The sequence below is a fragment of the Micromonospora sp. NBC_00421 genome (assembly GCF_036017915.1).
In the GTDB taxonomy this organism is placed as follows: Bacteria; Actinomycetota; Actinomycetes; order Mycobacteriales; family Micromonosporaceae; genus Micromonospora.
The window spans coordinates 422929-449332 of the sequence record NZ_CP107929.1; the positions used below are offsets into that span (position 1 = coordinate 422929).

At 75.3% G+C, this 26404-nt stretch carries 23 protein-coding genes; 11 read left to right on the forward strand and 12 right to left on the reverse strand.

Annotated elements, in window-relative coordinates:
* Window positions 1–25: 25 nt before the first annotated feature.
* Entirely contained in the window at window positions 26–1045 is a 1020-nt protein-coding gene (locus OHQ87_RS01885; protein WP_328348712.1) for a threonine aldolase family protein, read from the forward strand.
* A 221-nt stretch (window positions 1046–1266) separates the two neighbouring features.
* Here the strand turns inward: OHQ87_RS01885 and OHQ87_RS01890 are convergent, their stop codons facing one another.
* Entirely contained in the window at window positions 1267–2127 is an 861-nt protein-coding gene (locus OHQ87_RS01890; RefSeq protein ID WP_328344335.1) for a deoxyribonuclease IV, read from the reverse strand.
* Window positions 2124–4109 (reverse strand): Stk1 family PASTA domain-containing Ser/Thr kinase, encoded by a 1986-nt coding sequence (pknB, locus tag OHQ87_RS01895; protein WP_328344337.1) that lies wholly within the window; start codon window positions 4107–4109, stop codon window positions 2124–2126. Before pknB ends, OHQ87_RS01890 begins: the two co-directional genes overlap by 4 nt.
* Before the next feature lie 178 nt (window positions 4110–4287).
* Here pknB and OHQ87_RS01900 point away from each other — a divergent pair, with 178 nt between their 5' ends.
* Window positions 4288–4677, forward strand: coding sequence for an Rv2175c family DNA-binding protein (locus OHQ87_RS01900; RefSeq protein WP_328344339.1), 390 nt, complete (start codon window positions 4288–4290; stop codon window positions 4675–4677).
* A 238-nt stretch (window positions 4678–4915) separates the two neighbouring features.
* Here the strand turns inward: OHQ87_RS01900 and OHQ87_RS01905 are convergent, their stop codons facing one another.
* Complete coding sequence (locus tag OHQ87_RS01905) at window positions 4916–5998, reverse strand: polyprenyl synthetase family protein (protein WP_328344341.1); 1083 nt, start codon at window positions 5996–5998, stop codon at window positions 4916–4918.
* Window positions 5999–6365: 367 nt separating this feature from the next.
* On the opposite strand from OHQ87_RS01905, the gene metF reads away from it, so the two are divergent.
* Window positions 6366–7283, forward strand: coding sequence for a methylenetetrahydrofolate reductase [NAD(P)H] (gene metF / locus OHQ87_RS01910; protein WP_328344343.1), 918 nt, complete (start codon window positions 6366–6368; stop codon window positions 7281–7283).
* Between the two features lie 44 nt (window positions 7284–7327).
* Window positions 7328–8017, forward strand: a complete 690-nt coding sequence (locus tag OHQ87_RS01915; RefSeq protein WP_328344345.1) for a CDP-alcohol phosphatidyltransferase family protein — start codon at window positions 7328–7330, stop codon at window positions 8015–8017.
* Window positions 8018–8021: 4 nt separating this feature from the next.
* Here the strand turns inward: OHQ87_RS01915 and OHQ87_RS01920 are convergent, their stop codons facing one another.
* Genes OHQ87_RS01920 through OHQ87_RS01960 form a run of 9 tightly spaced genes read right to left on the reverse strand, consistent with a single transcriptional unit; the run spans window position 8022 to window position 16219 of the window.
* Window positions 8022–9509 carry a phytoene desaturase family protein gene (locus OHQ87_RS01920; RefSeq protein ID WP_328344347.1) on the reverse strand — a complete coding sequence of 496 codons (1488 nt, stop codon included), beginning with the start codon at window positions 9507–9509 and terminating at the stop codon, window positions 8022–8024.
* Window positions 9510–9520: 11 nt separating this feature from the next.
* On the reverse strand, window positions 9521–10651 hold the full coding sequence (locus OHQ87_RS01925; RefSeq protein WP_328344349.1) for a glycosyltransferase: 1131 nt from the start codon (window positions 10649–10651) through the stop codon (window positions 9521–9523).
* A complete protein-coding gene (locus OHQ87_RS01930) occupies window positions 10648–11637 on the reverse strand; it encodes a carotenoid biosynthesis protein (protein ID WP_328344351.1) in 990 nt (329 codons plus the stop codon). Before OHQ87_RS01930 ends, OHQ87_RS01925 begins: the two co-directional genes overlap by 4 nt.
* Complete coding sequence (locus tag OHQ87_RS01935; protein WP_328344353.1) at window positions 11634–12203, reverse strand: GNAT family N-acetyltransferase; 570 nt, start codon at window positions 12201–12203, stop codon at window positions 11634–11636. Before OHQ87_RS01935 ends, OHQ87_RS01930 begins: the two co-directional genes overlap by 4 nt.
* A gap of 10 nt (window positions 12204–12213) precedes the next feature.
* Window positions 12214–12933, reverse strand: a complete 720-nt coding sequence (locus tag OHQ87_RS01940; protein ID WP_328344355.1) for a monooxygenase — start codon at window positions 12931–12933, stop codon at window positions 12214–12216.
* Entirely contained in the window at window positions 12930–13418 is a 489-nt protein-coding gene (locus OHQ87_RS01945) for a YbaK/EbsC family protein (RefSeq protein WP_328344357.1), read from the reverse strand. Before OHQ87_RS01945 ends, OHQ87_RS01940 begins: the two co-directional genes overlap by 4 nt.
* A gap of 58 nt (window positions 13419–13476) precedes the next feature.
* On the reverse strand, window positions 13477–14289 hold the full coding sequence (locus tag OHQ87_RS01950) for an FAD:protein FMN transferase (protein WP_328344359.1): 813 nt from the start codon (window positions 14287–14289) through the stop codon (window positions 13477–13479).
* Between the two features lie 8 nt (window positions 14290–14297).
* A complete protein-coding gene (locus OHQ87_RS01955; protein WP_328344361.1) occupies window positions 14298–14801 on the reverse strand; it encodes an FMN-binding protein in 504 nt (167 codons plus the stop codon).
* 20 nt (window positions 14802–14821) lie between these two features.
* The gene (locus tag OHQ87_RS01960; protein WP_328344363.1) at window positions 14822–16219 is read right to left on the reverse strand and encodes a ferredoxin reductase family protein; all 1398 of its coding nucleotides are present in this window, start codon (window positions 16217–16219) and stop codon (window positions 14822–14824) included.
* A 502-nt stretch (window positions 16220–16721) separates the two neighbouring features.
* Between OHQ87_RS01960 and OHQ87_RS01965 the strand changes: the two genes are divergently transcribed.
* From OHQ87_RS01965 to OHQ87_RS01995, 7 genes are all read left to right on the forward strand, one after another.
* On the forward strand, window positions 16722–17171 hold the full coding sequence (locus OHQ87_RS01965) for an SAV_6107 family HEPN domain-containing protein (RefSeq protein WP_328344365.1): 450 nt from the start codon (window positions 16722–16724) through the stop codon (window positions 17169–17171).
* 173 nt (window positions 17172–17344) lie between these two features.
* Complete coding sequence (locus tag OHQ87_RS01970; protein WP_328344367.1) at window positions 17345–18136, forward strand: hypothetical protein; 792 nt, start codon at window positions 17345–17347, stop codon at window positions 18134–18136.
* Window positions 18133–19911, forward strand: a complete 1779-nt coding sequence (locus OHQ87_RS01975) for a DNA polymerase Y family protein (protein WP_328344369.1) — start codon at window positions 18133–18135, stop codon at window positions 19909–19911. Before OHQ87_RS01970 ends, OHQ87_RS01975 begins: the two co-directional genes overlap by 4 nt.
* Before the next feature lie 579 nt (window positions 19912–20490).
* Window positions 20491–24039, forward strand: coding sequence for an error-prone DNA polymerase (locus OHQ87_RS01980; protein ID WP_328344371.1), 3549 nt, complete (start codon window positions 20491–20493; stop codon window positions 24037–24039).
* 92 nt (window positions 24040–24131) lie between these two features.
* Window positions 24132–24311 (forward strand): hypothetical protein, encoded by a 180-nt coding sequence (locus OHQ87_RS01985; protein ID WP_067301863.1) that lies wholly within the window; start codon window positions 24132–24134, stop codon window positions 24309–24311.
* 43 nt (window positions 24312–24354) lie between these two features.
* Window positions 24355–25125 (forward strand): methyltransferase domain-containing protein, encoded by a 771-nt coding sequence (locus tag OHQ87_RS01990; RefSeq protein WP_328344375.1) that lies wholly within the window; start codon window positions 24355–24357, stop codon window positions 25123–25125.
* A complete protein-coding gene (locus OHQ87_RS01995; RefSeq protein WP_328344377.1) occupies window positions 25122–26351 on the forward strand; it encodes an alkaline phosphatase family protein in 1230 nt (409 codons plus the stop codon). The genes OHQ87_RS01990 and OHQ87_RS01995 overlap by 4 nt, the downstream gene beginning before the upstream one ends.
* Window positions 26352–26404 lie beyond the last annotated feature (53 nt).

The window sequence follows — 26404 nt, forward strand, 5'->3', positions numbered from 1 at the left end:
TGGGCACCTCGGCGACCCGGGCCCGGTGGTGGACCTGCGCTCCGACACGGTGACCCGGCCGACCGCCGGGATGCGGGCGGCGATGGCCGCCGCCGAGGTCGGTGACGACGTCTACGGCGAGGACCCGACGGTCAACGCGTTGGAGGCCGAGGTCGCCGCGCTCTTCGGGCACGAGGCGGCGCTCTTCGCCCCGACCGGCTCGATGGCCAACCAGATCGCCCTGCAACTGGTCGTCCCACCCGGCGACGAACTGCTCTGCGACGCCGACGCGCACGTGGTGACGTACGAGGTCGGCGCGGCGGCGGCGTACGGCGCGATCTCCTCGCGGACCTGGCCGGCCCTCGGCGCGGCCGTCGACCCGGACGTGGTGGCCGGGATGATCCGGCCGGACGGTTACTTCGCGGTGCCGACCCGGGCGATCGCCGTCGAGCAGACCCACAACCGTGGCGGTGGCGGGGTCATCCCGCTGGCGACCCTGCGGGAACTGCGCCGGGTCGCCGACGCCGCCGGCCTCGCCCTGCACTGCGACGGCGCCCGGATCTGGCACGCGCACGTCGCCGACGGTGTGCCGCTGCACGAGTACGGCGCGCTCTTCGACACCCTGTCGGTCTGCCTCTCCAAGGGCCTCGGCGCACCGGTCGGCTCGCTGGTCGTCGGCAGCGCCGAGCAGATCACCCGGGCCCGCGTCCTGCGTAAGCGGATGGGTGGCGGGATGCGGCAGGTCGGGGTGCTCGCCGCCGCCGGCCGGTACGCCCTGACCCACCACCTCGACCGGCTCGCCGACGACCACGCCCGCGCCGCCCGGCTCGCCGAGGCCATCGCCCCGTCCGGGGTGCTGGCCGGGCCGGTGCGTACGAACATCGTCCCGCTGGACCTGACCGGGCACCGGCTCGACGCCCGTGCCCTGGCGACCGCCGCCCGCGCGGAGGGGGTGCTGCTGTCGGTGCTCGGCCCGCGTACCGCCCGCCTGGTCACCCACCTCGACGTCGACGACGCCGCCATCGACCACGCCACCAAGATCCTCCCCCACCTCCTGACCCCCTGAACCCACCCCCACCCACCCCACCCCCCACGCCCCACCCACCCCGCCCCCGCCCGCCCCTCCGGCCGGTCGCTGGTGATCAAGAGGTTTGCGTCAACTTTGATCTTCAGGCTGCCCTAAACCTCTTGATCACCGGGGCGTGGCGTTGCCGGGGCGTGGCGTTGCCGGGGTGCGGCGCTGCCGGGGTGGGGGGGCCGGGGTGGGGGGTGCCGGGGTGGTTTGGGTTAGGGGTGGAGGCGGGTCAGGGTGGCTATGTCGGTGGCGTGGCCCTCGTGTTTGTCCGACGGGGTCTCCACCACTACGGGGATGCCGGCGGTGGCGGGGTGGGCCATCAACTCGGCGAAGGCCGGCTCGCCGATGCTGCCCTTGCCGATGTTCTCGTGCCGGTCCCGGGTGGAGCCGCACAGGTCCTTGGAGTCGTTGGCGTGGATCAGCTTCAGCCGCTCCGCCCCGACCGTGGCGACCAGGGTGTCCAGGGTCGCCGTCATGCCACCCTCGGCGGCCAGGTCGTGCCCGGCCGCCCAGGCGTGGCAGGTGTCGAAGCAGACCCCCAGCCCCGGGTGCCGGTCGACCGCGTCCAGGTAGGGGCCGAGGTGCTCGACCCGGGAGGCCAGTGACCGGCCGCCACCCGCGCTCGGCTCCACCAGCAGCAGCGGACCGCCGTCGGTCGTGGTCTCGTCGAGCAGCGGCAACAGCGACTCGCGTACCTGCCGTAGGGCGGTCTCGGCGTACCCGGCGTCGACCGCGCTGCCGGCGTGGAACACCACGCCACGGGCCCCGATCGCCCGCCCCCGGCGCAGCGCGTGCGCCAGGGTGAGGGTGGATTTCTCCACCGTCGCCGGGGTGGGCGAACCCAGGTTGACAAGCAGCGACGCGTGGATGTAGACCGGCACGCCACGGGCGGCGCAGCCGTCGGCGAAGAGCGCGTCCTGGGCCGGGTCGCCGGGCGGCAACGCCCAGCCCCGCGAGTTGGAGACGTAGACCTGCACCACCCGGGAGCCGGTCGCGTCGACGTACGGCAGAGCCGCCCTGGCCAGCCCGCCCGAGGTGGGGGTGTGCGAACCGACCGGCCGCAGGGTGCTCACAGGCAGCCCAGGGTGACCGGAGTGCCCGGGGGCACCTGGGAGTTCTCGCCCGGGTTCTGGAACCGGACGATGCCGTTGGGGTTGAACTGGACGTTCACCGTGAATCCGGCCCCCTCCAACTGCTGTTTGGCCTGCTGACAGGGCAGATCGACCACCCGGGGGACGGCCACCTGCGGCGGACCCTTGCTGACGTCCAGCCTGACCTTGGTGCCCTTCTCCACGCCCGCGCCGTCGGCCGGACTCTGTCCGAGCACCTCGTCGCGCGGCTTGTCGGAGTCCTTGTACGTCTCGACCGGCACCAGCCCGAGCTGGGAGAGCGCGGAGCGGGCGTCGCCGAGGCTCTTGCCGACCAGGTCGGGCACCGTGATCGGGGCCCGGCCACGGCTCAGGATGACTGTCACCTTGGCACCCGGCTTCACCTCGGCGCCGACCTTCGGGTTGGTGTCCACCACCACCCCGGCCGGCAGGTTGTCGTCGTAGCGGGGGGTGCCCTTGGCGACCACCAGCTTCGCGCTGGTCAGGTCGGCCTCGGCCAGCTCGAACTCCTTGCCGACCACGTCCGGCACCGGGAACCGCTCCGGCCCTAGGGACAGGGTGAGCGTGATGGTGCCGCCCTTGAGGATCTTGGCAGCCGAGCCCGGGTCCTGGGCGAGCACACCGTCGCGGGGGATCTTCTCGTCGTAGCGCGGCTCGGCGAAGGAGAGGCGGAACCCCGCCCGGTCCGCCTGGGCCTGCGCGTCGGTGCGACTGAGGTTCACCAGCTGCGGGGCGACCGTGTAGCGGCCCACCCCGACCCACCAGCCACCCATCGCGGCGAGCAGGCCGACCACCACCACGGCCGCCGCCACGGACAGCCGTCCGCGCGGGTTACCCATCACCCGGGTACGCAGCTCCGCCAGCCGGGATCCCAGGTCGGCGCCCTCGGTGGCCCGGCGTCGGTGTGGGCGCTGCGGGGCGGCCGGTTCGGGCAGCCGTGCCCAGGTCGGCCGGTTCACCGGGCTGACCGCCGCGACCACCATCGTCGGCTGGGCCATCGCCGGCGACTCCTCGGCCACCCGTCCCAGCACTGCGGTGTGTGCGTTCGGGTTGCCCAGGTCGTCCCGGGCCACCTGCACCTCGGCCAGCAGGGCGCCCGCGTCGGCCGGTCGGGCCCCCGGATCCCGCCGGGTCGCCCGGGCGACCAGTTCGTCGAGCGCCCGGGCCAGGCCGGGCACCAGGATCGACGGGGCCGGGACGTCCCGGTCGACATGCTGCCAGGCCACGTCGACCGGGCGGTCCCCGTCGTACGGGACCCGACCGGTCAGCATCTCGAACAGCACGATGCCGGCCGAGTAGACGTCGGTACGGGGGTCGGCGCGCCCGTCGGTGACCAACTCCGGCGCCACGTACGCGACGGTCGCCATCAGCTGGTTGTCGTCACCCTCCTCGGCGCTGGCCTCCACCGCGCGGGCCAGGCCGAAGTCGGCGACCTTGACCACACTGTCGATCAGGTTGGCCACCCCGCCGGTGGGCGCCTCGGCGACCAGCACGTTCTCCGGCTTTACGTCGCGGTGGACCAGCCCGGCGCGGTGCGCGGCGGCGATCGCGGCGAGCGTCTGCTCCATGATCGCCAGTGCCTCGTCGGGGTTGAGCCGGCGGCGTTCGGCAAGCACCTCCCGCAGGGTGCGGCCCCGGACGTACTCCATCACCAGGTAGGGCAGCCCGTTGTGGGTGCCCTGGTCGTAGACGGCGACGACGTTGGGGTGGGTCAACCGGGCGATGGCCTTGGCCTCGTCGGTGAACCGGTCCGGGAAGCCCGCCAGCCGGGCGCCTGCCCCGGCGGCCTGGGACGGGTGAATGATCTTCACCGCGACGGTACGTTCCAGCCGCTCGTCGGTGGCGGTGTACACGGTCGCCATGCCGCCACGGGCCACGCGACCGCGAATGCGGTAGCGCCCGTCGAGCAGCGAGCCCAGCAACGTGTCGGCGACCTGTATGTCCATCGGCAGGGAGTCTATGTGTCCTGAGGGTGAAGGTTGAACAGGATGCTACAGCCGGGTTCCGGCCCGGCTCGGCCCGCCGCACCCACGCAGGCGCGACGGGGTGCCGCCGTGCCGCACCCACGCAGGCGCGACGGGGTGCCGCTGCACGTGCGGCCGGGCGACGTGGCAGGGTGGTCGGGTGACCGATTCCGTACCCGCCGACCAGTCCGTCGGCAGTGACCTGGCCGGCCCCAGCGACCCGGCGGACTGGCTGAGCCTCCCCGACGTCGCCGAGCGGCTCGACCTGTCGATCAGCAAGGTCCACCAGATGATCCGGGACCGTGAGCTGATCGCCGTACGCCGGGACGGCATCCGCCGGATCCCCGCCGACCTGGTGGCCAACAAGACGGTGCTCAAGCACCTGCCCGGCGTGCTCAACCTGCTCGCCGACGCCGGCTATGACGACGAGGCCGCGCTGCGGTGGCTCTACCAGCGTGACGACACCCTCTCCGGCGGCACCGGTGCGGTCACCCTCGGCGGCGACCACGCCCGCGAGGTGAAGCGCCGCGCCCAAGCCCTCGGCTTCTAGCCCCACCCCCGCGCCACCCCCGCCCCACCCTGCTCCACCCCACCCTGCTCCACCCCACCCTGCTCCACCCCACCCTGCTCCTTGCCCTGCCCCCGCCCCCCTGCCTCTGCCCTGCCGCGTTGATCAAGAGGTTTAAGTCAGTTGATCAAGAGGTTTGGGTCATCTGCCGGGGCATTCGTGACCGAAACTTCTTGATCAACATGGCCCGGCGTGGGGTGGTGTGGGTGGGTGGGTGGGGTCAGTCGGCGCGGCGGGTGGCGGCGATGGCCAGGTCCACCAGGGCCTGGCGGGCCTCGGTGTCGAGGTCGACACCGGCCAGCGCGGCCAGGGCGGTGTCGGTCAGGGTGACGATGCGCTGCTCGGTACGGGCCAACGCGCCGGTGCCGCGGATCAGCTCGCGGAGCCGGGCCACCCCGTCCTCGTCCAGCTCCGGATCGCCGAGCCGGCCGAGCAGCAGGTCCCGACCGGCCTCGTCGGCGGCCTCCACCGCCGCCGCCACCAGGTAGGTGCGCTTGCCCTCACGCAGGTCGTCCCCGGCCGGCTTGCCGGTCTGCGCCGGGTCGCCGTACACCCCCAGCACGTCGTCGCGGAGCTGGAACGCCTCACCGAGCGGCAACCCGTACGCCGAGTAGGCGGTGCACACGTCCGCCGACGCGTCGGCGAGTGCGCCACCGAGCAGCAACGGTCGCTCGACCGTGTACTTGGCCGACTTGTACCGGGCGACCTTGCCGGCCCGTTCCAGCGAGACCTCCCCGGTCGCCTGGGTCAGCACGTCCAGGTACTGCCCGACGGTGACCTCGGCGCGCATCTCGTCGAAGACCGGTCGGGCCCGGGCCACCGTGTGCGGGTCCAGCCCGGCGGAGTGCAGCAGCTCGTCGGACCAGACCAGGCAGAGGTCACCGAGCAGGATCGCCGCCGCGTCGCCGAAGCCGTCCGGGGCCCCGTTCCAGCCGGCTGCCCGGTGCCGGGTGGCGAACCGTCGGTGCACCGCCGGCTCACCGCGCCGGGTGTCGGACCGGTCCATCACGTCGTCGTGGATCAGTGCGCTGGCCTGGAAGAACTCCAGCGCCGCCAGGGCGGTCACCACCTGGTCGGCATCCACCCCACCGGCACCCCGGAATCCCCAGTACGCGAAGGCCGGGCGCAGCCGCTTGCCGCCACCGAGCACGAACCCCTCGATCGCCTCGGCGACCGGGGTCAGAGCCTCGTCGATGCCGGCCATCCAGCCGCGCCGGCCGGCCAGGAACTCGGTCAGGGCCTTGTCGACGCGTTGCCGCAGGCCGGCACGGTCGACGGGGGAGACGGGAGCGGCGTGGGTCACGCCCAGACGCTAGCCGGTCCCCGCCGCCGCCGCCGCACCACCACCTCGGCGCGTCACCCCGGTGGGCGCGGCAGGCCGCTGCCGGTCGAACTCACTTCTGCTCGGCAACCCACGTCCCGCGACCGGCGAACGTCGATACCAACCCACGCTACGTGCTGGCCGGACCTGGACGCGAAGGGCGATGCCATGTCGGGCCGCAAGATCGGCGATGCCATGTCGCGCCGCAAGATCTTCGTGCGGAAGGACGGTCTTCGCCCTGCCGCAAGATCCAGCGGGCGGGGGACGGGGCGTCGGGCGGGTCGGTGGGCGTCGATGTTCTGGTGGGAAGTGCGTGGGGTCGGACGGCGTCGCCCGCTAGAGTCGTCACGTGGCGCTCGGTCTTCCCTCCGTCCTTCCCAATCCCCAGCCGGCGATCGGGGAGTTGATCCGCGACCGCCAGCCGACGTTCTCGTTCGAGTTCTTCCCGCCCAAGACGGCACAGGGTGAGCGGCTGCTCTGGCAGGCCATCCGCGAGCTGGAGTCGTTGCGCCCGTCGTTCGTGTCGATCACCTACGGGGCCGGCGGCTCGACCCGGGACACCACCGTCGCGGTGACCGAACGGATCGCCACCGAGACCACGTTGCTGCCGATGGCGCACCTGACCGCCGTCAACCACTCCGTCGCCGAGCTGCGCAACGTGATCGGGCGGCTGGCCGGCGTCGGCGTCCGCAACGTGCTCGCCGTGCGCGGCGACCCGCCCGGTGACCCGGGCGGCGAGTGGATCCGACACCCCGAGGGCGTCGGTTACGCCGAGGACCTGGTCCGGCTGGTCCGCGACGCCGGCGACTTCAGCGTCGGGGTGGCCGCCTTCCCGTACAAGCATCCCCGTTCGGCAGACGTGGACAGCGACACCGCACACTTCGTCCGCAAGTGCCGGGCCGGCGCGGAGTTCGCCATCACCCAGATGTTCTTCGACGCCGACGACTACCTGCGGCTGCGCGACCGGGTCGCGGCGGCCGGCTGCGACACGCCGATCCTGGCCGGGGTGATGCCGGTGACCCAGATCGGCACCATCGAGCGCTCGGTGCAGCTGTCCGGCGCGCCCTTCCCGGCCGCGCTGGCCGAGCGGTTCGCGCGGGTCGCCGACGACCCCGAGGCGGTCCGCCGGCTCGGCATCGAACAGGCAAGCGAGATGTGCGCCCGGCTGCTCGACGAGGGGGTTCCGGGCATCCACTTCATCACCCTGAACCGCTCGCCCGCGACCCGCGAGGTGTGGCGCAGCCTGCGGGCCGACGCCCGGGTGTGAACGCGTCGACCCCGACACCTCGACCGTGCCGTGGCGGTTGACCGATGGTGGGCACACAGCTGAAATGGGACGAGTACGCGACCGCCTGGGCGCGGTTGCACGGCGGCTTCGACCCCCGGGTCGCGGCGCCTGTGGTCCGTGCCTGGCTACGCTTCGCCTACCACGTCGGTTTCGTGCTGGGCCGGTTGCGGGTCACCCCGACCGCGGTGACCGTCGGCGGGGTGCTGCTCTGCCTGTGCGTGCCGCTGTTCAGCGTCCGGTCGCCCCAGGGGCCGATCGTCGGCGCGCTGTTCGTGCTGCTCGCCTCGGTCGCCGACAGCGTCGACGGGGCGGTCGCGGTAGCCACCGGCCGGACCACCCGGCTCGGCTACGTCTACGACTCGGTCGCCGACCGGCTCGGTGAGATCGCCTGGCTGGTGACGTTCTGGCTGGTCGGCGCGCCCGGCGCGCTGGTGGTCGCGGCCGGCGCGCTGTCCTGGCTGCACGAGTACGTCCGGGCCCGCGCGGTCGCCGCCGGGATGCGGGAGATCGGCGCGGTCACCGTGGGGGAGCGGCCCACCCGGGTCTGCGTCGCCCTGGTCGGGCTGCTGCTGGCCGGGCTGACCGGGCTGATCGACCTCGACCTGGCGGCCGGCACCATCACCATGGCCACCGCCGTCTGGCTGCTGCTGGCCGGCTTCGGCCTGGGCCAGCTCCTCTCCACCGTCCGCCGGGCCCTGCTCGACGCCGGCTGACCCGCTACCAGGCGGGGCCGATCTCGTCGGCGACGATCTGGGCGGACATGGTGACCATCGGCAGGCCGCCGCCGGGGTGGCTGGAGCCGCCGACCAGCCACAACCCGTGCGCCGGACCCCGGTTGGCGGGGCGGAGCAGCCCACCCGCCGTGCCGTAGATCGACCCGCCCGGCGCGGCGGTCGCGGCGTCCAGGTCGGCCGGGGTACGGGTCTCGCGGAACACCAGCCGGTCCCGGACGTCGACCCCCCGCTCGGCGAGCACGTCGAGGATCCGGTCGGCGTACGCGTCGGCGAGCCCCGGCCGACGCCAGTCCACCGCATCCGGGGCGGTGCCGTGGCGGGCGGCGTTGACCAGCACGAACCACGCCTCGTGTCCGGCCGGGCGGGCGGTCGGGTCGTCGGCCACTGTGACGAAGACCGTCGGGTCGGTCGCCGGCCGGGCCCGGATCCCCCGCCCGGGGTCACCGAAGACGGCGTCGAACTCGGCGTCGTAGTCGCCGGGGAAGAACACGGTGTGGTGGGCCAGGCCGGAGTCGCCGCGTACCCCGAGCAGCAGCACGAAACCGGCCAGGCTGCGGTCGGTCAGCGCGGCCAGCCGGCGCGGGTGGGGCAGCAGGTCCCGGTAGACGGTGAGCGCGTCGGCGTTGGCGACCACCACGTCGGCGGGCACGGGCGCGTGGACCCCGGCCAGGCGTACCCCGTGCACCCGGCCACCGGCGGCGTCGATCCGGGTGACCGTCTCCCCGGTGCGCACCGTGACGCCCAGGTCCAGGCAGCGGGAGAGCAGCGCGTCGGCCAGGGTGCCCAGCCCGCCGCGCAGGTACCAGCCACCGAAGGTCAGCTCGGCGTAGGGGACGGCGACCAGCGCGGCCGGGGCGCGGCGCGGGTCCGCGCCGGTGTAGGTGGCGTAGCGGTCCAGCAGCATCCGCAGCCGGGGTTCGGACAGGTGGCTGCGGCCCAGCCCGCGCAGGGTGCGGCCGGGGCCGATCGCGGCCAGGTCGCCCAGCCGCCAGGCCAGCGCGGCCAGGTCGCGCGGCGAGTCGACGGTCCGCCGCAGGATGTCCCGGTGCGACGCCGTCCAGACCCGGGCGGCCCGCCGCCACAGCCGCTGCCAGTCGGCGGCGGACCGGTCGCCGAGGGTGGCCCCGATCCGGGCGGCGAACTCGTCCGGGTCGGCGCACGAGTCGAGGGCCGGTCCGCCACCGGGGAAGACGTGCCGCACGATCGGATCCAACGGGACCAGGTCGAGGTACTCGTCGAGCTTCGCGCCGGTCGCCTCGAACAGCTCGTGGAAGACCTGCGGCAGGGTGAGCAGGCTCGGCCCGGTGTCGAAGTGGAAGCTGCCCGCCGGGGTGTCGTGGACGTGGCGGCCGAGCTTGCCGCCGACGGTGTCGGACCGTTCGAAGACGGTCACCTCGTGCCCGCTGACCGCCAGCCGGGCGGCGGTGGCCAGCCCGCCCACGCCGGCGCCGATGACCACGATCCGCGCCATGCCGCGTCCTCCTAGCTGACCGGACGGCCCCGCCAGGACAGGCGACGCCGCTTCCGCAGATGGTACGACCGCAGGGTCAGCCAACCGAGCACCACGACCGACACGGGGTGGGCCAGCGCGTCGGGCCAGGCCCGGCCGCCGGTGGCGCGGGCGCTGCGCACCCGCCCGGCGACTCCGGCGGCGTACCCGAGCAGGGCCAGCCCGGCTGCCGGCGGCGAGCCCGCCACCAGCGCCGCCACCGCCAGCAGCGGCGGCGCGGTGTAGAGCAGGAGCAGCGCGGCGACCACTGTCGCGGCGGCCCCCGGGTGGCCGAAGGTGGCCCAGAGCGACTTGGTGTAGCCGTCGCGCAGTTGGGGCCAGGTCCCGTACATCCGGCAGTCGGCCAGCCGGGAGCCGTCGGCCAGCGCGATCCGCCCGCCGGAGCGCTTCACCGCCCGCGCCAGCTCGATGTCCTCCAGCACCCGGTCGGCGACGGCGGCGTGCCCGCCGGCCCGGTCGTAGCCGGCCCGGTCCACCAGCAGGAACTGCCCACCGGCCGCGGCCAGCGACGGCCGCGCCGAGCGTTCCATCGCACGCAGCGGCAGGAAGGTCAACCACAACCACTGCAACAGCGGCTGCACCAGCCGGTCACCCACCGTCCGCACCAGAATCCTCGGGTACGCCGACAGCAGCGTCGCCCGTGCCGCGCGCAGCTCGGTCACCGCCGCCGCCACCGCGTACGGGGTGAGCACCACGTCCGCGTCGACGAAGGCGAGCACGGTGGCGGCCGGCCCGGCGTGCCCGGCGAGTTGGTGGCAGGCGTACGGCTTGCCCAGCCAGCCCGGCGGCGGGGTGACCCCGGTGAGCAGGGTGACCCGGGGGTCGTCGCCGACCACCGCACGGACCACCTCGGCGGTGCCGTCGGTCGAGCCGTCGTCGAGCACCGTGATCCGTAGCCCCGGCACCCCCTGCTGGGCGAGCAGCGCGCGCAGGCACGGGGTGACCCGGTCGGCCTCGTCGCGCAGCGGCAGCAGCACCGCCACGGTCTCGTCGACCTCGACCGGCCCGTCGACGGGCCGACGCAGCCAGCACCCGGCGTTGACCCAGGTGTGCACGGTCAGCGCGAGCACCGCGACGGCCAGCGCGAGCGCGACGACGGTCACCGCCGACCCACCGCCCGCCCCCGCGCCCCCGCTGCCGGCCGGTCGGCGGGCCGGTGGCGGGCGCGCAGCAGGGTCACCGCCAGCGGCACCGCCACCACCGCCATGCCCACTGCGCCCCAGACCGCCGAGGCGGGCAGCCGGAGGAAGACCGCGTGCGCCAGCACACTGGAGAAGTACGTCCACAGGTAGAGCGCGAACATCGGGTCGTCGCGGGAGTCGGTGACCGCGACGGCCGACCCGGCCAGCGGGCGCAGCGCGCTCATCAGCAGCACCGCGAAGAGCAGCCAGCCCAGGTAGTTGCTGACCGGGATGCCGGGCAGGCCGGGCAGCGCCGGGGTGGCGTCGCGCCACACCCAGTAGCCCTCGGCCACCATCTGCGGGTCGAGGAAGAGGTCCCAGCCGGCCAGCCCGACGGTGGCCAACGCCACCCGCCCGGCGTGCCCCGCCCACCCGGGCGTCGCGCTGCCGGGTGCTGCGGTGCGCGGTGCTGCGGTGCGCGGTGCTGCGGTGCGCGGTGCTGCGGTGCGCGGTGCTGCGGTGCGCGGTGCTGCGCTGCCGGCCGGTGCGGTGCCGGCCGGTGCGGTGCCGGCCGGTGCGGTGCCGGGGGCCCGGCCGGTGGGCGTGGTCAGCCGGACCGCGGCCAGCCAGGCGGGCCAGGCCATCCAGGTCCAGGCCAGCGGGATGATCAACGGCACCCCGGCCAGCTTCGGCCCCAACTCGCCTGAGTAGTCGTAGCTGCCGAACGGAAAACCGGTCGCCACCCCCAGCGCCTCGATCGCGAACCCGCCGCCGGTGGCCACCGCGACCAGCGCCACCGCCGCCCGGGGGCCCCGGGTGAGCAGCGCGTGCCCCACCGAGAGCAGGTAGCCGAGCACGACCGTGGCGACGGTGAGGCGGGCCCGGGTGACCCCGGTGGTGAGCGGATAGCAGATCTGGGTCAGCACCAGGACGGCCAGCAGCAGCCACGGGACGTGCCGGCGGGTCATGACGCGGTCGGGCCGGACGTGTCGGGGCGGGGCAACGGCAGGTCGCGGCCGAGCACCCCGAACGGTCGTTCGTCGCCGGGGAACCGGAAGTGCCGCAGGACGTCGACGAAGCCGAACCGCCGGTAGAGCCGCCAGGCCCGCGACGCCTGCTCGTCGGCCTCCGGGGTGGACAGCAGGGTGGTGCCGCCCTCGGCGAGGCTGAGCAGGGCGGTGAGCTGCCGGGCACCCACACCGTGCCCCTGCGCGGGCGGCCGGACGTGCAACTCGACCACCTCGAAGCAGTGGGTCAGCCAACGCTGTCGGGCGTCCGGGTCCAGCGCCCGGTAGACCTGGTCGTGCCACCACTGTCCACCCGCGCCGAGGTAGCCGTACCCGAAGCCGGCCAGGTGGCCCTCGGTGGTGAGGCTGGCGACGGCGCGGAACCCGGGTCGTCGGGCGTGGGTGGCGATGTAACCGCGTCGGGCCTCCAGCAGCTCGCTGCGGTAGCCCATCGCCTCCCCGTACACCGCGACCACGTCGTCGAGCCGCCGGACGAGATCCTCCGGCGTCCACCGCACCAACCTCATGCGCGTCCTCTCACGGTTGCGGATCACCGTCGGCGACCCATCCCAGCACCGACCGGTCACCGACCACTGCGCGCACCTCGAAACGCGCGAACAGCTCCTCCGCGTACCACCCCTCGGTGGGGGTGCGGGTGATCGCCGCGCGGTGCTCCGGGTGACGGTACGCGAACGCCACGAGGTCCGTCGGGTCGCGCCACACGCTGACCGTGCCCTGCCAGCCCAGCGGCGCCTCACCCACCCCGAAGCGGGCGAGCAGCCCCGGCGCGGCGTGCAGCGCTGCCGCGACCGGCGGGACGGCCTTCCAGAAGGTGAGCGCGCGGCGGGGACGCAACCGGGCCCGGGTCAGCGCCAGCACCGGTCCGTCGACCCGGCCACCCGCCGGATCGCCGAACGGACGCCGGCCCGACCACTCGCCCCGGCTGGTCACCGGGCGCAGCTCCAACCGGGCCGAGGCGCGGGCGATCCGGGCCCAGGAACGGCCCACCGGGGAGGTGTCGAAGCCGGCCGCCGCAGCGGGAGAATCCCACACCACCAGGGCGGCCCACCGGGTCAGGTCGGCGTCCCCCGGGCCGAAGCCGGTGCCGGTCCCGGTGCCGAGCAGCTTGCCGAACCGTACGCCGGGAGTGCGCCGCAGCCGGCCCGGGTGCCGGGCCATCCGCACCAACGCCTGACCGAGGGCGGCCCGGTGCACCCGCCACACGTGCAGGGTGACCAGCTCCGGGGTGGTGTTCACGCCACTTCGGCGGGGGTGCCACCGGTGATCCGCAGCAGCTCCGGGTAGCTGGTCGGGAAGACGGCCTGCGGTACGCCACCGGCGGCCCACACCTCGGCGTACCCGGTCAGGGCGGTGTCGACCAGGGTGCGCAGCGGCCCGGGGTGACCGACCGGGGCGACCCCGCCGATCACCTGGCCGGTGTGCTCCCGGACGAAGTCGGGGGTGGCCCGGCGCAGGTGGGTCACCCCGAGCTGGGCGGCCAGGCCGGCGGTGTCCACCCGGTGCGCGCCGGAGGTGAGCACCAGCAGCGGTACGCCGTCGGCGTCGAAGACCAGCGAGTTGGCGATCGCGCCGACGGCGACGCCGAGCGCGTCGGCCGCCGCGGCGGCGGTGTGCACCGCCTCGGGCAGCAGGCGGACCCGGCTGGCCGCGCCGGAGCCGTCCCGCGCGCCCGCGTCGTCGAGCGCCCGCTGCACCGCCTGCACGTTCGGGTGTGATTGCATGGGTCCATTCTCCCCGGTCCGCCCGGACGCCCCGCACCCGGTGGTCGGCCGGGGTGGGTCAGCGGGCGGGCGGCGGCCCGGGGCGGGTGCCGGGCCAGTCCGGGGTGGCGCGGACCCGGCCGTCGGCGGTCACCAGCAGCGCCTCGTGGTCGGCCAGGCCGGTCAGCCAGGTCAGCGCGTCGTCGGCGTCCCGGGTCATCGCCGCGGTGGCGTACACGTCGGCCCAGAGCAGTTCCGGCCCGACCACGGTGACCGACCGCAGCGCGGTCGCCGGCCGGCCGGTGAGCGGGTCGACGATGTGCGCGCCGCGCCGAGCGGTGCCCGAGGTGGCGACCGCGCCGTCGCGCCGGTCCAGTACGTCCAGCAGGTGGCCGGGGCGGTCCGGGTCCTCGATGCCGACCCGCCAGGCCGGCCGGTCCGCCCCGGCGTGCAGCAGCACGTCGCCACCAGCGTTGAGGCAGCGGTCGTGCCCGGTCAGGTCGGCCAGCCGGCCGGCCGCCCGCTGCACCGCCCACCCCTTGACCAGACCGGACGGGTCGTACCCGGCACCGCCGCCGGGCAGCGGGAGCCGCCGGGCGTCGAACCGGCCGCCGGTGCGCAGCCGGGCCAGCTCGCACAGCTCCGCCACCTCCCGGACCAGCGGGCTCGCGGTGGCCGGGTCCGGCGCCCGGCCGGCCAGCCGCCCGATCTCGGTGTCCGGCCGGTAGGTGCTGCACGTCGCGTCGACCGCGCGCAACTCGGCGAAGACCCGCTCCACCCGGGCGGCGACCGCGTCGTCGTGCACGTCCGGGCCGCGCAGGTGCACGCTCACCGGCAGCCCCATCACCTGCACCACCCAGGCCCGTCGGTCCGACTCCGCCGTCAGGTCCATCGTCGCGCTCACTTCAGGTGGGCCGCGTCGATGGCGGCCTGGAGGGACTCGCGGTAGCCGTCGCTGGTGACTGTCGCCCCGGACACGGTGTCGATCCGGGCGCTCTGCGCGGTGAGCGTCGACTGCCGCAGGATCGGCACCGCGTGGTCGTTGATCTGCTGGTCCCGGAAGTTGCCGTCGGGCACCTGGAGCGCCGTGACGTCGGTGATCCGCCCGCCCGCCACGGTGATCCGGACCTGCACCGGCCCCCACCGGGTCTGCGCCACCGACCCGTCGTACCTCCCGCCGCCGCTGCTGTTCCCGTTGCTGCCGTTGCTTCCGCTCGGCGAGTCCGAGTCCGAGTCCGGGTCCGAGCCGGTGGACGTACCCCCGGCGCCGGGGACGGCGCCGCCGCTGTCGCCGGCGGCGACAGTGCTGGTCCCCCCACCGACGCCCATGGTGCTGGTCCGGTAGCTGAACAGCAGCACCAGGGCGGCCACCGTGGAGAGCAGCCAGATGGTGATCCGTCGCACGGATCCTCCCTCCCCGCCCGTCACCAGGCGAAGCGTTCGTGATGGACGTACCGTTCGGGCACCCCGGCGGCCCGGGTCGCGGCCCGCACCGCGTCGATCCAGCCGTCCGGGCCGCACAGGTAGACGTCGTGGCCGGCGATGCCGGGGGAGAGCCGGCGCAGCGCCTCGGCGTCCGGCAGCCCCGCCGCGTAGCCGGGCAGCCAGGCCGGCTGCCGGCCGCGCGGGCCGACCAGGTAGTGGACCCGCACGCCACGTTCGGCCGCTAGTCGCTCCAGCTCCGCCCGGAAGGCCAGCTCCTGCGGGGTACGCACGCGGTAGAGCAGCACCGCCTGTCCCGGCGCGTACGGCAGTTCCCAGAGCAGGGCCAGCAGCGGGGTGATGCCGATCCCGCAGGCGAGCATGGTGATCCCGCCGCCGCGCCAGTGCTCCCCGGTCAGCCGCCCGTACGGGCCCTCCAGCAGCACCCGGGTGCCCGGTCGCAGGGCGGCCACCCCGGAGCTGTCGTCGCCGAGGTCCTTGACGGTGATCCGCATGAGGTCACCCGTCGGCGGGGCGGACAGCGAGTAGGGGTGGGCCCGGGACCAGCCGGGACCGGTCAGGAAGCGCCAGCCGAAGAACTGTCCGGCCCGTACCGGCAGCCGGTCCAGGCCCCGCCCGCGCAACCAGACCGAGGTGACGCCAGGTGCCTCGGGGACCACTGCGGCCACCTCGACCCGGTGCCGCAGCGAGCGGTACGCCGGCAGGCCGAGCCGGAACACCAGGACACTGCCCAGCGCCCCCAGGTAGGCCGTCCACCAGTACGCCCGCGCGGCGGCCGAGGCGACGAAGTCCGCACCGGTCCACAACTGGTGCGGCAGCGCCAACCCGACCCCCAGGTACGCGTACAGGTGCAGCAGGTGCCAGGACTCGTAGCGCAGCCGGCGGCGGGCCGTCCGGACCGAGGTGACCACCACCAGCACCAGCAGGGCCAGCGCGGCGGTGGCCAACAGCATCCCCGGGTACCCGGTGACCAGCAGCCAGAGCTGTGTCACGGGGTTCTCCCCGGCGGTCCCGGCGTACCCGAGGGTGGTCAGCAGCACGTGGGCCAGCAGCAGGTGGAACGAGGTGAAGCCGGCCAGCCGGTGCCAGCGGGCGAGCCGGTCCTGGCCGAAGCGCCGTTCGACCAGCGGCACCCGGGCCATCAGCACCACCTGGACGAGCATCAGGTCGGCGCTGAGCAGGCCGGTGAGCCGACCGGCGGAGGTGAGGCCGGCGGCCACCCCGGAGAGCAGTTCCTGCACCCCCCGGTCGGCGGTCCAGAGCGCGGTGACGACCAGCAGGCTGAGCACGGCCGCGCTGCCGGCCAGGTCGGCCCACCAGCCGGGGGCGGTGGGCAACGGCCGGCGGGGGGTACCTCGGTCCAGGACGGTGGCGCTCATCCGAGGGTGGTCTCGGCGGGTCCTTCTCTCATGGCCCCACCCTGCGAGCAGGACCTCGGCTCCGGCTTTGCCGCCGCTGTGCGCGGGCTGGGAATCGTCGGTGGCACGCCGTACGCCGGACGTTGCGTTTTCGTCGGGGGCAGGGTGTACTGTCAGGGTAGTTAGAACGAGTGTTCGATTCACTCGTACACCCGTTCCAACGCCCCCGGGGGCGGTGTTTCGCGGCACCGACCCGGGCAGGTGCGGTTTCGCGGACCGCACCGGGTTCCGGGCAGTCGCGAGCCCGGTCCCGTCAAGGCAGGTCGTCGCCCGCCGCCCACGACCCCCGGGCGGCGGGCGACGAACCCGCCGGTTCGCCGGCCGGGTGTGGTGTGGGGAAGCATCCGCACCCGGCCGGTCCCCATCGGTGCGTCTTCCTCCGCACCACCCGCCCCGGGCGTCGCGCCGGTGGATCTCCTCCACCGCGCGTCCCGCCCGACCCGGTCACGCGGAGGAGACAGTCATGCCGACCAACCCGGCCCAGGCGCCGACGGTGCCCGCGCACGTGCTGCCGCACCGCACCCCGACCCAACTCCTCACGATCGCCCGGCGCGGGCTGGCCGAGGCCGCCCAGACCCGCCCCGACGGGCTGCGCTACGCCGCCGCCCACCTGGCCGCGCTGCGTGCCGCCGCCGCCCTGCTGGCCGCCCGGGCCCGCCCCGCGCCCGCCCGCCGACGCCGGATCACCAGCGTCTGGGTGCTGCTCGCCACGGTCGCCCCCGAGTTGGACGAGTGGTCCCGCTACTTCGCCGCCGCCGCCGGCAAACGGGCCGCCGCCGAGGCCGGCATCCCCCGGGTGGTGAGCGCCCGGGAGGCCGACGACCTGCTCCGGGCCGCCGGGCAGTTCGTGGCGGTGGTGGAGCACGCCCTCGGGCTGGCCCACCAACCCGCCCTCGACGGCCTCGCCGCCTGATCCGGCCCGCACCCGGTCCCGGTCCGGCCGGGTCGCCGCCCGACGGACACCTGACCGACCGTGTCCGGGTCCCGCCGGTCTGCCGCCTGCGGAACACCTGATCCGGCCGCGTCCGGGTCCCCGTCGGCCGATGAACATCTGATCCACGCAACGACACGACGGGGGTTGGTCCGATGGCGGGCCGCATGGTGGGCGGTTCCGCCGCACTGGCCGCTCTGGTACGCCCGGCGAGCGCCCCGGATCCGACGGGCGGTCACCGGGTGCTCCCGGTGGCACCCGAGCTGACCGGCCTGCTGCCGCACCGGGGGCTGCGCCGGGGCAGCACGATCGCCGTCACCACCGGCCAGCCCCGGCGCAGTGGCGGCACCTCCCTGGTGCTCGCGCTGCTCGCCGAGGCGTCCCGGGCCGGATCGTGGTGCGCGGTGGTCGGGGTGCCCACCTTCGGGGCCGGCGCCGCCGCCGAGGTCGGCATCGCCCTGGACCGACTGGCCCTGGTGCCCCACCCCGGCCCGGAGTGGCCCACCGTGGTGGCAGCACTGATCGACGGGGTCGACGTGGTGGTGACCGCCGTGCCGCACACCGTCTCCGCCCCGGTCGCCGACCGGCTGGCCGCCCGCGCCCGGCAACGCGGCTGCGTGCTCGTCCCGTACGGCCGGTGGACCGGTGCGGACGTCACGCTCCAGGTGGTCCGTGGGGTATGGGCGGGGCTCGGGCCGGGTCGGGGCCGACTGCGCCGTCGGGAGGTCACCGTGTCGGCACGCGGACGCGGGGCGGCGGCCCGCCCGAAGGAGATCACCATGTGGTTGCCCGGCGACGGGCTCACCCGGGTCATCCCGCGCGCCGCACCGTCCGGTTCCCCCGCGTCCACCGCCGCGTCCGGTTCCGCCGGTTCCGCCGCCGGTTCCGCCGCCGGTTCCGCCGCCGGGGTCCGGTCGGGCGGGTTCACCGTGGTCGGGTCGGCGTGACCCGCGCGCCGGTACGCACCCTGCTGCTCTGGTGCCCGGACTGGCCGGTGCTCGCCGCCGAGATCGTCGACGGGGTGCCCGCCATCGGCCCGGTGGCGGTGCTGCACGCCAACCGGGTGGTGGCCTGCTCCGCATCCGCCCGTGCCGCCGGGGTACGCCGTGGCCTGCGCCGCCGGGAGGCCCAGGGGCGCTGCTCCACGCTGACCGTCGTGGACCACGATCCCGGTCGGGACGCCCGTGCCTTCGAACCGGTCGTCGCCGCCGTCGAGGAGGTCGTCGCCGGGGTCGAGGTGGTCCGTCCCGGCGTCTGCGCGCTCGCCGCCCGGGGCCCCGCCCGTTACCTCGGTGGTGAGGAGGCCGCCGCCGAGCGGATCGTCGAACAGGTCGCCCAGTCCTGTGCGGTGGAGAGCCAGGTCGGCATCGCCGACGGGATCTTCGCCGCCGGCCTCGCCGCGCGCACCGGGCAGGTGGTGCCGCCGGGCGGGACACCGGGGTTCCTGGCCGGGCTGCCCGTCGAGGCGATCGGCCGGCCGGCCCTGGCCGACCTGCTGCGCCGGCTCGGCGTACGGACTTTGGGCGACTTCGCCGCGCTACCCGCCGGTGACGTGCTGGCCCGGTTCGGCTTCGACGGGGCGCTCGCCCACCGGCTCGCCGCCGGGTACGACCACCGACCGCTCGCCGTCCGGCAGCCCCCGGTCGACCTGACGGTCACCGCCCACCACGACGAGCCCCTCGACCGGGTCGACGCGGCGGCCTTCGCAGCCCGGGTGCTCGCCGAACGGCTGCACGACCGGCTGGCCGGGCACGGGCTGGCCTGCACCCGGCTCGGCATCGAGGCGGTCACCGCGCACGGCCAGGAACTGCACCGGGTGTGGCGGCACGACGGGCTGCTCACCGCCGCCGCCATCGCCGACCGGGTGCGCTGGCAGCTCGACGGCTGGCTCTCCGGCAGCACCGGTCGGCCCGGTGCCCGACCGGCCCGACCCACCGCCGGGATCGTCCGGCTGCGGCTGGTCCCCGACGGGCTGCTGGCCCGGGGAGGGCTGCAACCCGGCCTGTGGGGGGAGGCCGGCGAGGAACGGGAGCGGGCGCACCGGGCGTTGAGCCGGGTGCAGGGCCTCCTCGGCCCGGAGGCGGTGGTCACCGCCGTGCTCGGCGGCGGTCGGTCCCCGGCCGACCAGACCCGGCTGGTCCCGTGGGGTGACGAGCGCCTCCCCACCCGCCCCGGCCCGCCCCCACCGCCGGGCGTCCCCGTCCCTCACCCACTGGACGGGCCTCCTGCCGGGTCGCCGGTTTCTGCCGTGCTGCCGGTTTCTGCCATGCCGGTGGTGGGTGGGTCGTCAGCCATGCCGGTGGTGGGTGGGTCTACTGCTGGGCTGGTGGTGGGCGGGCCTGCCCCGGTCAGGCAGGGGCGGGGCGGTACCGGGCAGCGGCGGGGGAGTCCCGTGCCGCCATGGCCGGGGCGACTGCCGCCACCCGCGCCGGCCGTGGTGCTGCCCGTCCCGCTCACCGCGAGCGTGCACGACGCCGCCGGGGAACCGGTGCTGGTCAGCGCCCGGCTGGCGATCAGCGCCGCCCCCGCCCGGCTGGTCGTCGGCGGCACCACGCCGGCGGAGATCGTCGGCTGGGCCGGTCCGTGGCCGGTGGACGAGCGGTGGTGGGCCCCCGCCGAGGCCCGCCGCCGGGCCCGGTTCCAGGTCTGCCTGGCCGACGGTGCCGCCCTGCTGTTGGCCGTCGAGGCGGGCCGGTGGCTGGTGGAGGCGATCTATGACTGACCGGTGGCCTGCGCTGGTCCCGCCCGCTTCGGCTCTGTTCGGGCCGGTCGGACCCCTGCGGGCGGGGCCCGTGTCGGTCGACTGCGTGTCGGTCGACTGCGCGCCGGTCGACTGCGCGCCGGTCGACTGCGCGCCGGTCGGGCTCGGGCTGGTCGGGTTCGGGCTGGTCGGGTTCGGGGCGGCCCTGTTCGGGGCGGCCCTGTTGGGGTCGGTCGGGTTCGGTGACCGGCGCTCCCGCTGCCGGTCGGTGCGGTGCTCCGCACGGGGTCGCCTTGTGTGGGGTCGCCTTGTGTGGGGTCGCCTTGCGCGGGGTTGCCCTGCGCGGGGTTGCCCTGCGCGGGGTTGCCCTGCGCGGGGTCGCCCTGCGTCTCGACGATGTTGCCGCATGAGCGGTATGCCGCTGAGGCATAAATATGCCTCAGCGGCATACCGCTCACCGGGAAGACCATCCCTGTCCGCGGTGTCATCACCCCGCCACGCGATCGGCCGCAGAAGGCACGCGATCGGCCGCAGAAGGACGGCCCGCTCCGCTGGGTCAGCCCGCACCGCTGGGTCAGCCGGCACAGCCGGGGCGACCGGATGAGCTTCCACAACCCGAAGTTGCCCTGGTCGGAGCTGGAACGGGTGTTGTCCGGACGATCCACCACCGACGGCGACGCGGGCCACCACCCCCGTGACGACCACCCCCGTGACGACCGTCCCCAGGGCGGCGGGCCCAGAGGCGGCGGGCCCCGGGGCAGTGAGGCCCAGGGCGGCGGGCCCCGGGGCAGTGAGGCCCAGGACAGCGGGGGTCGGGGCGGCGGGGCCCAAGGCGGGCGGCGGGGCGGGGAACGGCACCTGCACGTGGTGGACCCGCTCGCCGGGGCCGACGGCGGCGACTCGCCGGCCTGGAGCCGGCGCCGCGAGCGGTACGCGCCTCCCGAGCTGACCCGTCCGGACGGCACCGTTCCCTACGCCGAACTGCACGCGCACACCAACTTCAGTTTCCTCGACGGGGCGAGCCACCCGGAAGAGCTGGCCGAGGAGGCCGCCCGGTTGGGGTTGACCGCGCTCGCCGTGACCGACCACGACGGGTTCTACGGCGTGGTCCGGTTCGCCGAGGCGGCCCGTACGCTGCGTCTGCCGACGGTCTTCGGTGCGGAGCTGTCGCTGGGGCTGCCCGGCCCGCAGCAGGGCGAACCGGACCCGTCGGGCCGGCACCTGCTGGTGCTCGCCCACGGCCACGAGGGGTACGCGCGACTCGCGTCGGTCATCTCCCGGGCCCAGCTGCGCGGTGGGGAGAAGGGCCGCCCGGTCTACGGGGAACTGGAGCAGGTCGCCGCCGAGCTGCGGGACCACGTGCTGGTGCTGACCGGCTGCCGCAAGGGGCACGTGCCGGCGGCGCTGCTCACCGAGGGGGTCGACGCGGCGGCCCGGGAGCTGGACCGGCTCACCGCGCTGTTCGGCGCGGAGACGGTGGCGGTGGAGCTGACCGACCACGGGCACCCGGTCGACGCCGACCGTAACGACGCCCTCGCCGAGCTGGCGGCCACCGCCGGGCTACCCACGGTGGCCAGCAACAACGTGCACTACGCCAGCCCGGGTCGACGGCGGCTGGCGACCACCCTGGCCGCCGTCCGGGCCCGGCGCAGCCTGGACGAGATCGACGGCTGGCTGCCCGCCGCGGCCACCGCCCACCTGCGCAGCGGTGCGGAGATGGCAGCCCGTTTCGCCGGGTACCCGGGTGCCGTGGCGAGGGCCGCCGGGTTCGGCGCGGAACTCGCCTTCGACCTGCACCTGGTCGCGCCCCGGCTGCCGGCGTACCCGGTGCCGGCGGGGCACACCGAGATGAGCTGGTTGCGCCGGCTGACCATGGACGGCGCCCGGGAGCGCTACGGCCCGCCCGAGGCGCACCCGGAGGCGTACGCGCAGTTGGAGCACGAGCTGCGGATGATCGACGAGCTGGGCTTCCCCGGCTACTTCCTGGTGGTCTACGACATCGTGGCGTTCTGCCGCGCGCAGGACATCTACTGCCAGGGCCGGGGTTCAGCGGCCAACTCGGCGGTCTGCTACGCGTTGCGGATCACCAACGTCGATGCCGTCCGGCACCGGCTGCTCTTCGAGCGGTTCCTCGCCCCGGAACGCGACGGGCCGCCCGACATCGACGTGGACATCGAGTCCGACCGGCGGGAGGAGGTGATCCAGCACGTCTACGCCCGGTACGGCCGGGAACACACCGCCCAGGTCGCCAACGTCATCTCGTACCGGCCCCGGTCGGCGGTGCGGGACGTGGCGAAGGCGTTCGGTTTCTCGCCCGGCCAGCAGGACGCCTGGAGCAAGCAGATCGACCGCTGGGGCCCGGTCGCGGCGGTGGACGTCGAGGGCATTCCCGAGCAGGTGGTGGCGTACGCCAACGAGTTGACGGGGGCCTCGGGGCGGTGGGCGGGCTTTCCCCGGCACCTGGGCATCCACTCCGGTGGGATGGTGATCTGCGACCGGCCGGTGATCGAGGTGTGCCCGGTGGAGTGGGGGCGGATGCCCGGGCGCAGCGTGCTCCAGTGGGACAAGGACGACTGCGCGGCGGTCGGGCTGGTCAAGTTCGACCTGCTCGGCCTGGGCATGCTCTCCGCCCTGCACTACGGCTACGACCTGATCGGCCAGCGCCTCGATCTGGGGGACATGACGTTGGACGACCCCGAGGTCTACGACATGCTCTGCCGGGCCGACTCGGTGGGGGTGTTCCAGGTGGAGAGCCGGGCCCAGATGGCCACCCTGCCCCGGCTGAAACCGCGCGAGTTCTACGACCTGGTGGTGGAGGTGGCGCTGATCCGGCCCGGCCCGATCCAGGGCGGTTCGGTGCACCCGTACATCAGGCGCAAGAACGGCCAGGAGCCGGTGACGTACCCGCATCCGCTGATGCGCAACGCGCTGGAGAAGACCCTCGGCGTGCCGCTGTTCCAGGAGCAGCTGATGCAGCTCGCCATCGACCTGGCCGGCTTCGACGCGGCCGGGGCCGACGAACTGCGTCGGGCGATGGGGGCGAAACGGTCGGTGCAGCGGATGGCGCAGCTCGCCGACCGGCTCTACGCCGGGATGGCCGAGCGGGGGATCACCGGCGAGCTGGCCGACGACGTCTACCGCAAGCTCACCGCCTTCGCCAGCTACGGCTTCCCGGAGAGCCACGCGATGAGCTTCGCCTACCTGGTGTACGCCAGCTCGTGGCTCAAACGCCACCACCCGGCGGCGTTCCTGGCCGCCCTGCTCAACGCCCAGCCGATGGGCTTCTACTCGCCACAGACGCTGGTCGACGACGCCCGCCGGCACGGCGTCGAGGTCCGTCGGCCGGACGTCAACGCCAGCGGGGCGGGGGCGGTGCTGGAGTCCACCCCGCAGACCCGGTGGGGGAGCGTGCCGGGGGAGCCGCCGCACGCCTGGGGGCTGGGCGGGCCGGCCGTCCGGCTCGGGCTGGGCAGCGTCCGTACCCTCGGTGACGGGGTGGCCGGGCGGATCGAGGCGGAGCGGACGGCGCACGGGGCGTACCGGGACATGCCGGATCTGGCCCGGCGGGTCGGTCTGACCGCCGGGCAGCTGGAGGCGCTGGCCACCGCGGACGCCTTCGCCTGTTTCGGGCTGACCCGGCGGCAGGCGCTCTGGGCGGCCGGGGCGGCGGCCCAGGACCGGCCGGGTCGGCTGCCCGGCACGGTGACCGGCGCGGCGGCGCCCACCCTGCCCGGGATGGAGGCGGTGGACCGGCTCGTCGCCGACGTCTGGGCCACCGGGCTGTCCCCGGAGAGCCACCCGGCCCGGTTCGTCCGGGACCGGCTCGACGCGCTGGGCGCGGTGCCGATCGCCCGGCTCGGTCAGGTGGAACCGGGTCGGCGGATCCGGGTCGGCGGGATCGTGACCCACCGGCAGCGCCCCGCGACCGCCGGCGGGGTCACCTTCCTCAACCTGGAGGACGAGACCGGAATGCTCAATGTCACGTGCTCCCCGGGGCTGTGGCAGCGCTATCGTCGAATCGCCCGCACCAGCGTCGCCCTCGTGGTCCGTGGTCGGTTGCAGCGGCACGAGGGGGTCACCAACCTCACCGCCGACCGGCTGGACCCGATCACGCCGCCGGTCGCGCCCGCCTCCCGCGACTTCCGGTGAAGTGATCCACATTACGGTTTTCCGGGCCGGGAGACGGGAGAATTCCGGCACGCGCGGGCAGAGCGGCCCACGTGTGGCAAGGGGGATGACCAGTGACGATGGACAGCACGTACACCGGTGGACTGGCGAACGCCCGGCGCACCCGGCTGGGTGCCGGTTGGACGCCCGCCCAGGACGCCGAGCCGCGCGAGTACCAGGTGACCGAGGGTCCGGTGGCCAACGACCGCCGGTCCCGTGCCGAGGAGGACCCGGCCGGCGGCGGGGAGATCTGAGCCGTCGACGACGGCACCACCAGCGGGAGGTCGGGCGGTCCGGGTGACTAGGCTCGACCGGGTGGAACAGAGCCCCCGAGGCCGGTTCGCCGGGCCGCCGCTGACCCCCCGTACCGCCGTCGTCTGGTCGGTGCTCGCCGCCGAGCTGGACCGGCGGGCCGACGTCGAGCTGACCGTGCTCGACGTGGGTGGCGGCACCGGCGGGTTCGCCGTGCCGCTCGCCCAGGCCGGCCACCGGGTCACCGTGGTCGACGCCAGCCCCGACGCGCTCGCCGCGCTCACCCGCCGGGCCGCCGAGGCCGGGGTGGCCGACCGGGTACGTGCCGTGCAGGGCGACGGCGACGCGCTGACCGGCCTGGTCGAACCGGCCTCCGTCGACCTGGTGCTGTGCCACTCGGTGCTGGAGGTGGTCGACGACCCGACGCCGGTGGCGACCGCGCTGGCCGACGCACTGCGCCCCGGGGGCGCGGCGAGTGTGCTGGTCCCCGGGCGGGCCGCCGCCGTGCTGGGCCGGGCGATGAACGGCCAGATGGACGTCGCCGCCGCGCTGGCCGCCGCCGCCGACGGCGCCGCCGGCCCCCGCGACACCCTGCGCCGCCGGTTCGACGCCGAGGAGGCCGCCGCGCTGTTGCGCGCCGCCGGCCTCACCGTGGAGGAGATCCACGGGGTACGCGTCCTGGCAGATCTGCTGCCCGCCACCGTCGCCGACGGTCAGCCGGCTGCCCTGGTGGAGCTGGAACGGGCGCTGGCCGGGCGCTCGCCGTACCGGGATCTCGCCGCCCAGCTGCACCTGTTCGCCCGCCGGCCGGCATGACCGCCGTGCCGTCGGCCGGGGCGCCGGTGCCGCCGCCCGGTGCGTCCGGGCCCCGGGCCGTCGTGCCCGCGTCCCCCGCCGATCCGCTGGCGGTGGTGTCGCCGCGCTACGGCGGGGGCAGCCTGGCCGACGTGCTACCCAGCGTGCTGGCCGTGCTCGGCGTGCCGGGCGCGGTCGACCTGCTCGGGCTGGTCCCCGGCCTGACCGGGGTGCGCCGGGTCGCCGTGCTGCTCGTCGACGGCCTCGGCTGGTACCAGCTCCCCACCGCCGCCCGGTACGCCCCGACCCTGACCGGGCTGGCCGCGACGCTGGGTCGCCCGCTGACCTCCGGGTTCCCCTCCACCACCCCGACCAGCCTGGTGACCCTGGGTTCGGGTGCGGCTCCCGGGGCGCACGGCGTGCTCGGGTTCACCGTCCGGGTGCCCGGCACCGACCGGGTGCTCAACCACATCGACTGGACCGGTGAACCGGACCCGCTGCGCTGGCAGCCGGTACGCACCCAGTGGCAGCGGGCCCGCGCCGCAGGGGTCGCGGTGACCGTGGTGAGCCGCCCCGAGTACGCCGGCAGCGGGCTGACCCTGGCCGCCAACCGGGGTGGCGACTACCGGGGGGCCGCCGGGGTGGACGCCCTGGCCCGGACGATGCTGGCGGCGCTGGCCGCCGGGACCGGCCCCACCCTGGTCTCCGGCTACCACCCCGACCTGGACCGGCACGGGCATCTCAGCGGGGTCGACTCGACGCCGTGGCGGATCGCCGTCGCCGAGGTGGACGGCCTGCTCGCCCGGCTGGTCGACGGGTTGCCGTCGGACGCCGCGTTGCTGGTCACCGCCGACCACGGTCAGCTCGACGTGCCCGCCGGACACCGCTTCGACCTGGACACCGACCTGCGGCTGCGGGCCGGTGTGCGGGTGGTCGCCGGGGAGCCCCGGGTGCGTTACCTGCACGTCGAACCGGGTGCGGCGAACGACGTGGTGGCCACCTGGTCGGCGGTGCTCGGGTCGGCCGCCCGGGTGCGCACCCGCGAGGAGATGGTGGCCGAGGGCTGGTTCGGCCCGGTCGGCGAGGACCATCTGCACCGGGTCGGCGACGTGGTGGTGACCTGCCGCGACACGTACGCGGTGCTGGCCACCCGGTCCGAGCCGCCGGCGGTCTCCCGGCTGGTGGCGTACCACGGGGCGGACACCGCGGCGGAGATGACCGTGCCGCTGCTGGTGGTCCGGGGCTGACGCTCGCCGCCTGGCCGCCCGGCCGCCCGGCCGCCTGGCCGTGGGCGGCTGCC